We start from the raw sequence: 13,557 nt of genomic DNA, 5'->3' as shown, positions 1-13,557 counted from the left end.
TATGATGCGGAAAACAGTAGTGGTACTTGAAGATGATCTCGACGGCTCAGAAGCAAGTGAGACCCTAAACTTCTCCGTCGACGGCACGGAATATGAGATTGACCTTAACGCCGACCACGCTAACGAACTCCGTAGCGCTCTAAGCCGCTACACCAATGCGGCCCGCAAAGTTGCTAGCGGCCGCAGCCGGCCGGTAGCTCGCAAATCCAGTGGTGCCGGTACTGACGCCAAAGCTATTCGGATGTGGGCAATAGATCACGGCCTCCAGGTCAATACGCGAGGCCGAATCCAGGCCGACATCGTCGAGAAATACCTGGCTGCGCATTAGCCCCCCTAGACGTAAAATCAGGCTCGGAATCTAAATTGATCCGAGCCTGATTTTTTTGCAGCGTGTTGACCGAGGCTGCCACGCGCGATAAGCGAAAGTAGCCTGTTCATTACCCGTCGCTTTTGGATACTCCCCTGAGCGCGACTCGGGCGTTACTCCCCCGATGCCATCCCCTACAGTTTTTCCGACCGAACTCACTAAGACGCCATTGCCTCGGGGGTGGCGACCGGTATCTTTATCAGCGCGGATGGCCGGGCGGCTCGCGTTCTTCAGCCATCGTTTGCGTCGGCAGCCTTCTCGAACGAGAGCTGATGGTAGATATCATGTCAAGTAAACCAATAGTGAGCTATCGCTTCATTGCCTGCGCCAAGCCAAGGTCGCGAAAGGAATCCCCCTCCTGATTCAAGGTTTTACGCCGCAGCTTCAAGCAACCAGCTTGGCTGGAGGCCATATGTCGCTGGTCAGTAGGTGTACCCAGGCGTGGAAGGCGCGGATCCCTGCCCTCCCCGAGGCTGCTGACGGACAGGAAGAGCATCAATCTTGACCAACGCGCGGTGCACCGCGACAAGAATCATGATGTACCCGGCCACAGCGAGGAGTAACCCAACGGCAGCGATGATCGCACCTATTACCAATCCTCCTCGGTTTACGTTCCCGGTATAGAGGACGGCGATGTTTGGTGCGGCGATGACTGCTCCAAGTGCACCAAGGACTGGACCACCAATGGCCATCAGGACGCCCGCCTTAAAGATCCCTGCTGAACGTTCGAACCGCATCATTCCCCCATCAAAATTTCGTGACTAGGGACAGACTACAGTTGGCGTTCAGTCCGTACCGGAATGGCTCAACAAGTCCCTTGGTCCGTGCAACGGGCTGAAACGATGGACGGCAAATAGAGTTCACGCATATCAGCGCTGAATGCTCCAAGTCCAACCTGGCCAGCCTCGCGAGAGTTGCTTGCTAGGTTGACGGAAGGTCCATTATCGGCGTTCGAACAACGGGAGTAGAAGTGGATGCGAGAACTGCCGTCTTTTGGAGAATTGGGCGTTTCCGCAGGCGCTGCCCACGCCTCCTTTGGCGAGCACTGAGACGCAGAGAGATCGCTGAAATTTCAGCCCATCTCTGTTGGCAGCATACGCTCCCCGGCCCGGCCCATTTTCCGTAACCGTTCAATGCCTATTCCATCGCGGGATCGAAGAGCCATGCCATCAAGAATGGCGTTCAGGGCGTCGGCGAGGGCAAGAAGATTGGTTTCGCTGGGGAGTTGCCCATCGGTTACCGCATCTTTGAGTCGGGCGTGAATGTGTGCCGTGGACGTGATGGATGCCCCATACTCGCAATACGAAAGCAAAATATGTTTCATTTTCGCTAGTCCGCTTGATTTAGGGGTCGGCAGTCACTCTACTGCTCTGCGAAGTTCCGATGCGGCGAACCCAGCACGGATGCGGCTTTAAAAGATGCGCGAATCCGGTTCTGGGACATACAGCGCCCCAACTTCTTCCCGGCCGGATGGCTTCTCCCCCAGGCGACTTCCGGAATTAGCTGTCCAACAGCACCTGCCCCGGAATCTTTCGAAGAAGGACCCCACGGCAACTTCCCACGTTACAACCGCAGGAACTGAGCAACCCGAGGTGCACGCAACAGGCCTCTCAGTGGTTGAGTACTTCCGTCGGTAGCGCGGCCCCAGCGTCGCTGAAACACGCTGATAGTCCCACTCATTGGACTCGTCGGACACACTGGGGCGGTAATGCTGGTCGCAGTCGACTTCCCACTGTTGGGCGGCAACGTGGACGAAAACGGAACACCCGCGTTCGGTCTGGTAAGCACGATCCTTTTCGGTTCCGTCGCGGTAGTGCCGCTCATCGGTCTGATTCGCATGTTTACGGTCAAGCGGAACAACCCCACCGCGTACTCCGGAGTCATCGACTCCGTGGGAGCAACGGAGCCGTCCGAGGCGTAACGGATTTGCCAGACCTCCGCGACCGGGGGACTCAGCCGTGTCGCGGATGAGGGGCATATCTCCCCGAAGTCACGAGTGGGAGAACTCGGCAGTGTTGGCAAGGCCACGTTGGACGACCCACTCACGAAGACTGATCGCGAGGCTGCCTAGCTCGGCGACGGCATAGTGATCGGAATCCCATGATGCGTAGAGCGAGTGGAGTAGGGGCTTGTCGTGCACAAAGGCGCGCGCAGCGGCAAGTCCGAAGCGGACGGGTTCGGCCACGAGGGCAAACCCGTGGCCGGCTGCGGCGAGGGCTTGAGCAACGGAACCGGTGGCCACTTCGAGAAGGAGGGGCGGCGAACTGAGCTCAGCCAGTGCGCGTCGTGCTGAGGTCATCACCCCGCCACTGGGAGCAATGACCACCTCGTCGCCCAGACTCTCGAACTCGAACCGTGAAGGGGATTGCTGCCCGGAGATGCGTTCGTGGGTTCCCAGTAACGAGAGTTGAATCGTCGCGATGAGCAGATGGCGACGGTTTGGGGAGGGCTTTATCGAACTCACTCCGAAGTCGACCTCCGAGGAGAGGAGCGCGTCGATCTCGCCTGCCGGGACCGTTATCACATCTGAAATCGGCGGGGCTGTCTCGGCAACGAAGGGCGTCACGAGGTGTTCCGAGGTCGATTGAGGGCAGGCGACACGAAAGACGGGCCGTCCGCGAAACCGAGAAGCCATCACACTTTCGAGGCGTGCGAACCGGGTCAGGACGTCGCCACCAAGGTCCAGTAGTGTCCGCCCAGCGGAAGTCGGCACCATCCCCGAGGGTGTTCGGTGGAAGAGTCTCATCCCACATTCCGTCTCAAGCCTGGCGATCTGCTTTGACACCGCTGGTTGCGTCAGACGTAGTGCGAGTGCAGCACCGCTAACGGATGATGCCTCCGCTACCGCTCTGAGCGCTTCCAAACTACGACGGTCCATTCCCAAAGGTTATACCTTGGGCGACAAAATGTCATTTGCCAGAATGGCTCGTTGTGCCGCATCTTAGTGACTTATAACACTGTCACTAACAAGGGAAACCGACATGACTCAACGTTCGCAGAATGAGCGCAGGGCGCTCCTGGGAGCATTTATTGGCAACTCTCTGGAGTGGTTTGATTTCTTCGTCTTCGGCACGGCCGCTGCGCTCGTCTTCCCTCGGGTTTTTTTCCCCGAGGTGGATCCGGCGGTCGGTCTCCTCGCTGCTTTCGCCACCCTCTGGGTTGGCTTCCTGACGCGGCCTCTCGGCGGCTTCATCTTCGGACACTTCGGTGACCGGTTCGGTCGGAAGAACGTTCTGATCGTTACCTTGCTGATAATGGGTACTTCAACGGTGCTCATTGGCGCATTGCCGACCTTCGCCCAAGTCGGTCTGCTCGCCCCCGCCCTCCTCGTGATTCTGCGCGCATTCCAGGGGCTGGCGGTTGGCGGCGAGTGGGGCGGTGCGGTACTCATCGCCACGGAGAACGCGGGCGAGAAACGCAAGTCCCTTGCCGGCGCGTGGGTGCAGCAGGGTTCGCCGGTGGGCTCACTGCTCGCTACCGGGTCCTTCGCGCTCGTCGGTCTGTTGCCGGACGAGCAGTTCTTCTCATGGGGTTGGCGGGTTCCGTTCCTCGCCTCGGTGGTGCTCATCGTTGTCGGTCTGATCCTTCGTTTGCGTGTGCCTGAGTCCGATGAGTTCCTCGCTTCCCGTGAAGATCACGCGCCCACGAAAGCTCCTGCCTTGCTCGTCTTCACGAAGGCGCCGCTTGTCCTCCTGCTCGGGATCCTCGTTTCGGTCATCTCGATTGCAAACGCGTACTTCACGAACACATTCCTTCTCGCTTGGGCAACGGGACCGCTCGGGATCGAGCGACAGGCAATCCTCAATCTGCTCATAGGCGCGGCGTTCGTCCAGTTCTTCGTGCAGTGGGCTGCCGGACACGCTGCGGAGCGGTGGGGCCGGGATCGGGTCATCTTGGTCTCGCTCGGCTTCACCTTGCTGGCCGTGGCCCCGTTCTTCGTCGCGATCACGAGCGGCAATCTCCTTCTGATCGCCGTGTCGCTCTACCTGGTCATCGCGGGCATATCCGCCTACTTCGCCGTACTGGCCACTTTTCTCGCCTTCGCGTTTCCCGCCCAGTTCCGTTACTCCGGCCTGTCGCTCGCGTATCAGATCTGCTCCTCCCTCATCGGCGGTTCGACCGCTTTGCTTGCCCAGTGGATCCTGACGTCGTCCGGGAACAATCCCTGGGCCGTTGCAGCGTACTACGCGACACTAGTGATGCTGTCGATCATCGGCGCCCTCGGTCTCGCACGAGTCAATCGCAAGCGCGCCATGTCCGAGGCTGCCGCCACTTCCGGGGTTGCCGCCACTTCCGGGGTTGCCGCCACTTCCGAGGTTGCCGCAGCTGCCGAGGAGGACCGGCGTCGATGACCCATGAATCACTTCGAGGTCCTGTCGTCATCGATCAGGATGAGTTCGGCGTGTCCCATATCCGCGCGACGAACAGCGATGATGTGTTCTTTGCCCAGGGATACGTCGCTGCACGGGATCGCCTTTTCCAGCTGGATCTCTGGCGTCGGCGGGGTCTGGGTTTGCTCAGCGAGGTTCTGGGTGATGCCTACGTGGATCGTGACCGTGCAGCTCGTCTCTTCTTGTATCGCGGTGACATGCGCGCGGAGTGGCTGGCCTATTCAGCTGGAGCCCAGCAAGCCGTGACGAGATTCGTTGATGGCATAAACCACCGTGTGCGTGAGGTATTAGCGAACCCGGACCGGTTGTCCGCCGACTTCGTACGTCTCGGATACGCTCCCGCGCTCTGGCAGCCAGAAGATGTCGTGCGCATTCGCGCCCACGGCAACGGGGCGAACGCGGAACAGGAGCTGGCCCGTGCATTGACGATCCGGGATTTTGGACCTGCCGTCGACGATCTTCGCAAGGCCAGGCAGCCAGCGAGTCCCGTCAAGGTGCCCGATGGGCTGGACCTCACGACGCTGAGCGAGGATGCGCTGAGTGCTTACAGGACCGCCCAGGCCCCGATCGACCAACTCGGTCCTCTCGTGTCCGCGCCGGCCGGTGGCGTCGAGGGAAGTAACAGCTGGGCCATCGCACCACACCTCACCTCCAGCGGGCATGCGATCCTGGCCAGTGATCCCCATCGCGCGATGAACCTTCCCAGCCTCCGGTACGTCGTTCACCTCACGTGTCCCGAGTTCGATGTCATTGGTGCGGGGGAGCCGATGATCCCCGGGGTGTCCATCGGACATAACGGTCACGTAGCGTTCGGTCTGACCTATCACCCGATTGATCAAGAGGACATCTACGTCTACGATCTCGACGAAACCGGCACGCGATATCGATACCAGGACGGCTGGCGAGAATTCACGTGCGAAGACGAGCTGATCCCGCTTCCTGGCGGCGAGACCTCTTCTGTGCAATTGCTCTTCACCGTGCATGGGCCGGTAACTTTCGTTGACGTGGCGAGGTCGAAGGCCTATGCACTTCGGGCCGCATGGCTCGAACCCGGTTCCGCCCCGTATCTTGCAAGCTTGGAGTACCTCACTGCACGTGATGTCGGGGCTCATGCGACCGCACTCGGCCGGTGGAACACGCCAGGTTGTAACCACATCTACACCGACACCGCTGGGCAGATCGGCTGGCAGGTGGCGGGTCTGGTTCCTATTCGGCCGAATTGGGACGGCCTGCTCCCTGTGCCTGGCGATGGTCGCTACGAGTGGGCGGGATTCCGTACACCGCTCGAGTTGCCCAACGAGCGCAACCCGGAACGCGGATGGGTCGCATCAGCGAACGAAGCGAATGTCCCAGACAGCCACCTGGACCTGGACATCAGCCGCGAGTACTACGCTCCGTTTCGGTACGAACGGATAGCCGAAGCGCTCAGTACGAGCCGGAACTGGACGGTAGCACGGGCAAGCGACCTCCAGACAGATCGACTTTCCCTCCCCGCGCGGGACATCATCAGCCTCCTCCGCGAAGACCTCGCCGTGCGCGAAACCGATGACGACGAGGCCGCCGCCGCGTGCGCGCTCCTCGCAGGCTGGGACTGTCGCATGCTCAGCGATTCGAGACAGGCTGCGCTCTTCGAAGTGTGGTTTCGCCGGTACCTCCGCCCCAGCCTTTATCGGCGCGCCCTGAAGCGCGATGACGTTGCTGCCGAACTGGCTGATTCCGTCTTGAATCGTATTCTGCCTGCCGAAGACATCCTGGGTGCTCGCCCCCTGGATCTCCTTCTCCTCCGAGATGAGCGTCTGTGGAAAGGGCGAGAAGATCGGGCGCGCCTTCTGCGTACCACCCTCGGCGTCGCATGGCACACGCTTCAAGCCGCGCACGGCGAGATTCCACGATGGGGTGAGCTCCACCGGATTGCCTTCAGCCACCCGGCGGCCGCGCAAGCCGCTGGAGAGGACACAGCCGGATGGGAGACCATATCGGCCCTTCCCGCGGACGGATCTGCCGACACCGTCGGCCTGGCGGCATACGACGCGAACGGAAACGTAACCATCGGCGCCAGCTTCCGGATGATCGTTGATGTGGGCGACTGGGACCGGAGCATTTTCATCAACGCCCCAGGTCAATCTGGTGATCCTGCGTCCCCACACTACAAAGACCTGTTGAAGGGTTGGCAGGAAGGTGAGTACGTTCCCTTGCTGTACACCCGCGACGCGATCGAACGCGCCACGTTGCATCAAGTGCGTTGGGACTGAGAGCTTGCTCTCACGACATGGAAGGCCCTGATCTGATTATGTGTAAACAGGTGGGACCCTTGCTCGGCGGAACATCGAGATCAAGAAAGAGCAAGTGGAGGAATGCACTGCCCCCATGGCCGAGCGGGACCTCGGCCATTTGGGGCCGGTTCCCTAACGTAGACGGTCTGGCCGAAAACCGCCCTGCCACCGGCGCTGTCCAGGAGGTGCCGCACAAGCCCGCCATGGGGCGCGCTGAGTGACAGTTCCATTTCCATCGCCTCAGTGACCTTGAAAGGGTTCCCGCGGTGTAAAGCAGATTGGAAGCGGTCAGAACCTATTGGGAAAGGGACTGTTTCGCAAAGGTAGAACGGGCCAGAGCATTGCTGCTCAAGTAAATCCTTGACACCCGTTCGCCATTTACCGGGAATGTTAACATTCCTACAAATCGTCGTCTGACTCCCCTTAGGACCTCTCATGAAAAACAAAAACCTCCTCGCCCAGAAAGCTTCCCATCTGGGCACGGCATTCATGCGTGTTGCAGGAACGTTCCTGCAACCGCATGTCTCCCACCGTATTCACCGAATGGACGCCTCTATGAGCACTCTCCCCCACATCGACTTCATCTACCTCTCCGAGCCGGACATGATCAGGGCCGGCGTGACGGACATGCACGCGTGCGTCGACGCGATGGAGCAGATGTTCGCGCTGTTGGCTGTCGGGGACTACCGGATGGCCGGCGAGAACAATGACTCGCACGGGTCGATGGTCACGTTCCCCAAGGACTCCCCGTTCCCGAACATGCCGACGCCCACCGAGGACCGCCGCTTCATGGCGATGCCCGCGTATCTGGGCGGTGACTTCCAGACGACGGGCGTGAAGTGGTACGGATCGAACATCGAGAACCGGCAGAAGGGCCTGCCCCGGTCGATCCTCATGTTCACGCTGAACGACACCGACACGGGCGCCCCGCTCGCTTTCATGTCGGCGAACCTGCTGTCTGCGTACCGCACGGGCGCTGTGCCCGGCGTCGGCGCCCGCCACTTCGCCCGCAAGGACTCGCGGGTTGTCGGCGTTGCTGGCCCCGGTGTGATGGCGAAAACGACGCTGTTGTCCTTCGTCGACGCGTGCCCGCTCATCGACACCTTGAAGATCAAGGGACGCGGCGCCGAGAGCCTGCGGAAGTTCCAGGAGTGGGTGCGGGAGGAGCTGCCGCAGATCACCACGATCGAGGTCGTCGACACATTCGAAGACGTTGTGCGGGGCTCCGACCTGGTCACCTTCTGCACCACGGGCACCGGCGCCGCCGGCCCCGAGGACTATCCGACGATCAAACGCGAATGGGTCAAGCCCGGCGCGTTCTTCGGCATGCCGTCGCTGTGCAACGTGGAGGACTCGCTGCTGGAGAAGGACGTCACGAAGGTCGTCGATGCGCGCGGCCTGTACGAGGCGTGGTTCCACGACCTTCCCGCACCGTCGTACAACCACATCCCGCTCATCGGCCAGAAGTGGATGGACCTCGTACAAGCCGGTGCACTCGACCGCGACGAGCTGGTCGACATCGCCGACGTCGTCGCCGGCACGAAGCCGGGCCGTCAGTCCGAGGACGAGATCGTCATCATGTCCGTCGGCGGCATGCCGATCGAGGACGTCGCTTGGGGCACGAAGGTGTATCGCAACGCGGTGAGGCTCGGCCTTGGCCAGAGCCTCAACCTGTGGTCCGAGCCGGCACTCGCCTAAGGAGCGGACGATGACTTACACGAAGACGGTGGACGTCGCGGTGATCGGCGCAGGATCGATCGGGTCTATGACGCTGTGGCAGTTGTCGAAGCGGGCCGGGGTGTCCGTGCTCGGCATCGAGCAGTTCGGCCCCGCCCACAGCCACGCCGCGTTCAGCGGCGAGTCCCGGCTGTTCCGTGCGGCGAACAAGGAGGGCGCGGTCTACACGGACGCCGCTCTCCGGGCGCGGGAGCTGTGGACGCAGCTCGAACTCGAGTCCGGACGCGAACTGCTGCTGAAGACGGGCGTACTGGCGATCGCGCCCGCCGGGCACGCGTTCCTCGAATCAACGCTGCGCTCCATCGGGGAGAAGAACCTGCCGCATCGGATCCTCGATGCGGCAGCGCTGCGCCGCGAATACCAGCAGTTCCGTGTCGACGACGGGGACATGGGCGTGATGGACCTGCTCGGCGGCGGTCTGCGTCCCGAACTGTCGGTCGCGACGGCGCAACGCCGGGCGATCGCACAGGGCGCAGAGATCCTGTACGGCACCGAAGTCCTGGCAATCAAGGAGGACTCGGACGGAGTGCTCGTATCAACCAGTGCCGGTCCGGTGCGTGCCGGGAAGGTCGTCGTCACGTCCGGTGCCTGGACCGCGGTCGTCCTGCCGGAACTGCATGACCTGGTGAAGGCGATCACCTATCCTCTGACGTGGTTCATGCCGGAGGACATCTCGCAGTTCACCCGTGAGAAGTTCCCATGCTGGATGCGCGACCTGGACGGCGATCACGCCTTCGGCGTCCCGACACTCGACGGCTACTCGATCAAGATCGCGCCGATCGTCGACCTGCCGCTCATGGACAACCCCGCCGACAAGGTCACCGAGCTCACCCGCGACCAGCTCGCCTGGTGCACGCGCATCGCCACGGCGATGCTCCCAGGCCTCGTTCCGGAACCGGTCCGCTGGTCCACGCACCCTGAATCGATCACGGCCGACCACGTCCCGATCCTCGACGTATCCGAATCCGGTCGCGTCGTCATCGGCGGCGGGTTCTCCGGCAACGGGTTCAAGTTCGCACCCGCCTACGGGCGCCTGCTGGCGGACCTCGTCGAGACCGGGTCCAGCGACCTGCAGCACCCCCTGTTCACCCTCGACCATCACCGTCGGCGCGCGCATGCCCGCGCGAACGGACTCCCCGTCGAGGGCGGCGACGCCGTCCTCATCGGCCACTGAGCACAAACCGAAAGGAATCCCATGACCGCCTTCACCAAAGTCAAGACCGGCAGCAAGTTCGAAACATCCGTCAGCTATTCGCGCGCGTTCGTCGTCGGCGACTGGATCTTCGTGTCCAACACCGCGGGCATCGACTACTCGACGCGGCTGATGCCCGAATCCGCTGGCGAGCAGATCCGCTTCGCCCTGAAGAACGTGGCCGGCGCACTCGGCGCGGTCGGCGCGACGCTCGCCGACGTCGTCCGCGCGCAGGTGTTCGTGCCGAACATGGACGACCTCGACGAGGTGCTCGCAGTGCTCGGCGAGACGTTCCGCGGCATTGATCCGGCGCTCACCACGACGTGCAGCCCACTCGCCGGCGCATACAAGGCCGAGATCGAGGTGACCGCGTTCCGCGGCACCGCGGAGGCCCACGTCGAGCAGATCGACGTCACCCTAGGCTAAATCCCCCGCTATCTCTCTCGCCGACCCCCCTCCCCCGAGCAAGGAAACCCGCGCATGACCGCCACGCATCCTCCTCCAACCTCGTCTTCGTAGAAGGCCCCAACGACCGCTCTCCGGGCCGGTGCCATCGGCGCCCCCGCGCTCGTCTTCCTCGTGATGGGCTTCCAGGCCACGCTAACGTCCGCTGCCGGAAACGCCCCGCTCGCCGTCGGTCTCGGCAACGGCGTGGGTGCGCCGGCGATGTTCCTCATCGCCGGCGTCATCCTCACCCTCTTCGCCGTCCCCTTCGCAGCCATGAGCCGCCGCATCACGAACGCCGGCGCGTTCTATTCGTACGTCACCGCCGGCATCAGCCGTCCGGCCGGTGTCGCCGCCGGCTGGGTCGCACAATGCACATACAACGTCGTCCTGCTCGTCCCGCTCGCATACGCTGGCTACTTCGGCTCTTACATCTTCGAAGCCGAGTTCGGCGTCACCGTTCCCTGGCCCGTGTTCACCTTCGCGGTGCTGCTCTTCGTCTGGCTCGTAGGCCTGCGTGGCATCGAGCTGAATACGCTTGTGCTCGGGATCTTCCTCCTGCTCGAGGTGGCGATCCTCCTGGCGACGATCATCGGCATCGCCATGGGCCCGGGACTGACCGTGGAGGCCGTCAAGCCGGAGAACGTCTTCGACGGCAACTTCGGGGGTCGTACCGGCTTCAGCTCCAAAGCCTGACGCAAAGCCCGCCGCGCGTAGTCCCGGTTCCAGCCCGTCAGCTCCACCAGTTCGTCCAGGATCCGCACCTTCTCCAGCCGGCTCCCGCGGACATACGCCCGGGCCTTGATCACAGTGACGGCCTTGCGCTGGCTCATCGTCAGTCCCATCCCTCAAGGATGTCCGCGCCTCGCCTCTTCCCGGACCTTTTCCAATGAGGCAACGTATCCTGCTGCGCGGACCTTTCCCATGAGTTAACGCGGGGTCTTGACTTCCTTGTAGGACGGCTCTAGAGCTCAACCTCACAGGCGAAGGTTTGGAGGCAGCAGTGGCCGGACAGCGGATCGGGTATGTGCGGGTAAGCACCGTAGACCAGAACGAGAGACGTCAGCTCGAAGGCCAGGTTCTGGACCGGGTCTTTACGGATAAGGCCTCCGGCAGGGACACCGGCAGGCTACAGCTGACTGAGCTTCTTGGGTTCGCCCGCGATGGGGACACCCTGGTTGTGCACAGCATGGACCGGCTCACCCGCAACCTCGACGACCTGCGTGCTCTCGTCCAGGGCCTGACCCACAAGGGCGTGCAGGTGGAGTTCGTCAAGGAGAGCCAGGTTTTCACCGGCGAGGACTCCCCCATGGCCAACCTCATGCTCTCCGTCATGGGTGCCTTCGCCGAATTCGAACGCTCCCTCATCAGGGAACGACAGCGGGAAGGCATCGCCCTGGCTAAACAGCGCGGTGCCTACAAGGGGCGGAAAAAGACCCTCACACCGGAACGGGCCGCCGAGCTGGTCCAACGCGCCGGGACCGGTGTCCCGAAGGCCCTCCTTGCCCGTGACTACGGGATCAGCCGCGAGACCGTCTACCAGTACCTGCGCCACATAAAGCTGGAGTGAAGGTCCTCCCCTGCCGATTTCAGCCTCACACAAAGAAGGGGCGACTACTGGTACGCGTGCATATTCGATTTCAAACTATTCGAGCCTTCTGAGCATCGCTGTAGGACCAGGCAGCCGGATTCATCAAGCCCGGAAACCTGGCTCGCGTGCACGAGTGCATGTCCGACTAGGGAACACCCCAACCTGACAAGGGAGTGTCAGGGGCTTGACCTCGTTATAGGACGGTTCTAGAACTCAACCTCACAGGCCAAGGTTTGGAGGCAGCAGTCGGCCGGACAGCGTATCGAGTACGTGCTGGTGAGCATCCTGGACCAGAACGAGAAACGCCAGCTCGAAGGCCAGGTCCTGGACCGGATCTTCACGGACAAGGCCTCCGGCAGAGACACCGCCAGGCCACAGCCCACGGAACTGCTGCGGTTCCCCAGAGATGGGGGACACCGTCGTAGTGCACAGAATGAACCGGCTCGCCCGCAACCTCGACGACTTACGTGCTCTCGTCCAAGGCCTAACCCGCAAGGGCGTGCGGGTGGAGTTCGTCAAGGAGAACCCGGTTTCACCGGCGAGGACTCCCCTATGGCCAACCTCATGCTCTCCGTGATGGGTGCTTTCGCCGAATTTGAACGCTCCCTAATAAGGGAACGCCAGCGGGAAGGCATCGCCCTGGCTATACAGCGTGGTGCCTACAAAGGGAGGAAAAAGATCCTCACGCCGGAACGGGCCGCCGAACTGGCCAGCGCGCCGGCACCGGTGTACCGAAAGCCTTACTTGCCCGTGACTAACGCATCAGCAGGGAAACCGTCTACCAGTACCTGCGCCACGCCAAGCTGGAGTGACCCGATCCCCTACCGGTGCTGTCATTGCGGCTTGCCCCTCGGCCGTAGCTTTACGGAAGGCAGGTTATCGCATTCGCCGAACAGGGTATAAGGCTGCTGGAAACGATGCTCTGACCCCCGGTGGACTTCTTGGTATTACCAATTAGACTTTGGAGCGGCCATAGTAATTGCGTGTATCCCGCGGACTTCGACTCGCGTGGTCCGCTCGAGAACCACACGTTGAAAGGACATCCTGTGGACGTTGTAGTTCGACCAGGACATTCTCGGAACTGGAACGGAAGCTGACGTGAGCAACTGGCTCATGGAGGATGGCACGCAGGTCGCCGAGCCGAAGGAGATACCTATGAAAGGGTACAAACACGGGGACTGGAAACACCTCCTGCATGCTCCAGTGGAGATCCGTCACGGAGGAAAAACCGTCCGGGCTGGCTTGGTTGACGCTGTCATGCCAGACTCATCCGCCCTCTGGATTGCAGCGGAAGGGAACTTACCCAGGCAGATGTACGACGCAGCTCGTGGCTACGAAGTATGGGTCACGCCCCGGGAGCTTGACGGCCACAGCGCCTTCCGGATGACATCCGAACTCCTCGCTGGAGGGCTCAAGCAACCCGGAGTGCTGGCCACCACCGGTGACCAACCATCCGACGCCCCGTCATGATCGGCCAGGCGAAAATGCTATGACTAAGGAGGAAGTCCGGCACGGCAAATGCCGGCCCTTCTCCCTTTCCCGCCAAGCCGCCACGGGAACTC

At 61.9% G+C, this 13,557-nt stretch carries 12 protein-coding genes and 2 pseudogenes; 11 read left to right on the top strand and 3 right to left on the bottom strand.

Annotation, left to right across the window (positions count from 1 at the left end):
• Window positions 1-4: 4 nt before the first annotated feature.
• Window positions 5-328, top strand: coding sequence for a histone-like nucleoid-structuring protein Lsr2 (locus QF036_RS10635; RefSeq protein ID WP_307101594.1), 324 nt, complete (start codon window positions 5-7; stop codon window positions 326-328).
• A gap of 1,111 nt (window positions 329-1,439) precedes the next feature.
• Here the strand turns inward: QF036_RS10635 and QF036_RS10630 are convergent.
• Entirely contained in the window at window positions 1,440-1,691 is a 252-nt protein-coding gene (locus tag QF036_RS10630) for a hypothetical protein (RefSeq protein ID WP_307101593.1), read from the bottom strand.
• Between the two features lie 384 nt (window positions 1,692-2,075).
• Here QF036_RS10630 and QF036_RS10625 point away from each other — a divergent pair, with 384 nt between their 5' ends.
• On the top strand, window positions 2,076-2,288 hold the full coding sequence (locus tag QF036_RS10625) for a hypothetical protein (RefSeq protein WP_307101591.1): 213 nt from the start codon (window positions 2,076-2,078) through the stop codon (window positions 2,286-2,288).
• A 69-nt stretch (window positions 2,289-2,357) separates the two neighbouring features.
• Here the strand turns inward: QF036_RS10625 and QF036_RS10620 are convergent, their stop codons facing one another.
• Complete coding sequence (locus QF036_RS10620) at window positions 2,358-2,933, bottom strand: hypothetical protein (RefSeq protein ID WP_307101589.1); 576 nt, start codon at window positions 2,931-2,933, stop codon at window positions 2,358-2,360.
• Window positions 2,934-3,071: 138 nt separating this feature from the next.
• Window positions 3,072-3,245: pseudogene (locus QF036_RS25270) on the bottom strand (LysR family transcriptional regulator); the annotation flags it as partial.
• A gap of 103 nt (window positions 3,246-3,348) precedes the next feature.
• On the opposite strand from QF036_RS25270, the gene QF036_RS10615 reads away from it, so the two are divergent.
• The 9 genes and pseudogenes from QF036_RS10615 to QF036_RS10575 all read left to right on the top strand — a co-directional run bounded on the left by QF036_RS10615 (window position 3,349) and on the right by QF036_RS10575 (window position 13,465).
• Entirely contained in the window at window positions 3,349-4,719 is a 1,371-nt protein-coding gene (locus tag QF036_RS10615) for an MFS transporter (protein WP_307101587.1), read from the top strand.
• Entirely contained in the window at window positions 4,716-7,010 is a 2,295-nt protein-coding gene (locus QF036_RS10610) for a penicillin acylase family protein (RefSeq protein WP_307101585.1), read from the top strand. The genes QF036_RS10615 and QF036_RS10610 overlap by 4 nt, the downstream gene beginning before the upstream one ends.
• A 576-nt stretch (window positions 7,011-7,586) precedes the next feature.
• Complete coding sequence (locus tag QF036_RS10605; RefSeq protein WP_307101583.1) at window positions 7,587-8,729, top strand: tyramine oxidase subunit B; 1,143 nt, start codon at window positions 7,587-7,589, stop codon at window positions 8,727-8,729.
• Between the two features lie 10 nt (window positions 8,730-8,739).
• Window positions 8,740-9,942 carry an N-methyl-L-tryptophan oxidase gene (gene solA, locus QF036_RS10600; protein ID WP_307101581.1) on the top strand — a complete coding sequence of 401 codons (1,203 nt, stop codon included), beginning with the start codon at window positions 8,740-8,742 and terminating at the stop codon, window positions 9,940-9,942.
• A 21-nt stretch (window positions 9,943-9,963) separates the two neighbouring features.
• Window positions 9,964-10,386 carry a RidA family protein gene (locus tag QF036_RS10595; protein ID WP_307101579.1) on the top strand — a complete coding sequence of 141 codons (423 nt, stop codon included), beginning with the start codon at window positions 9,964-9,966 and terminating at the stop codon, window positions 10,384-10,386.
• A gap of 156 nt (window positions 10,387-10,542) precedes the next feature.
• Window positions 10,543-11,100, top strand: coding sequence for a hypothetical protein (locus QF036_RS10590; RefSeq protein WP_373460287.1), 558 nt, complete (start codon window positions 10,543-10,545; stop codon window positions 11,098-11,100).
• A 307-nt stretch (window positions 11,101-11,407) separates the two neighbouring features.
• Window positions 11,408-11,974 (top strand): recombinase family protein, encoded by a 567-nt coding sequence (locus QF036_RS10585; RefSeq protein ID WP_307105886.1) that lies wholly within the window; start codon window positions 11,408-11,410, stop codon window positions 11,972-11,974.
• A 282-nt stretch (window positions 11,975-12,256) separates the two neighbouring features.
• Window positions 12,257-12,753, top strand: a pseudogene (locus QF036_RS10580) (recombinase family protein).
• Window positions 12,754-13,093: 340 nt separating this feature from the next.
• Window positions 13,094-13,465, top strand: coding sequence for a hypothetical protein (locus QF036_RS10575; RefSeq protein ID WP_307101576.1), 372 nt, complete (start codon window positions 13,094-13,096; stop codon window positions 13,463-13,465).
• Window positions 13,466-13,557: the final 92 nt, after the last annotated feature.

The sequence above is a fragment of the Arthrobacter globiformis genome, assembly GCF_030817195.1.
GTDB classification, from domain to species: Bacteria; Actinomycetota; Actinomycetes; order Actinomycetales; family Micrococcaceae; genus Arthrobacter; species Arthrobacter globiformis_D.
The sequence above is the reverse complement of the archived record's forward strand: the minus strand, read 5'-3'. Positions and strand labels throughout refer to the sequence as shown.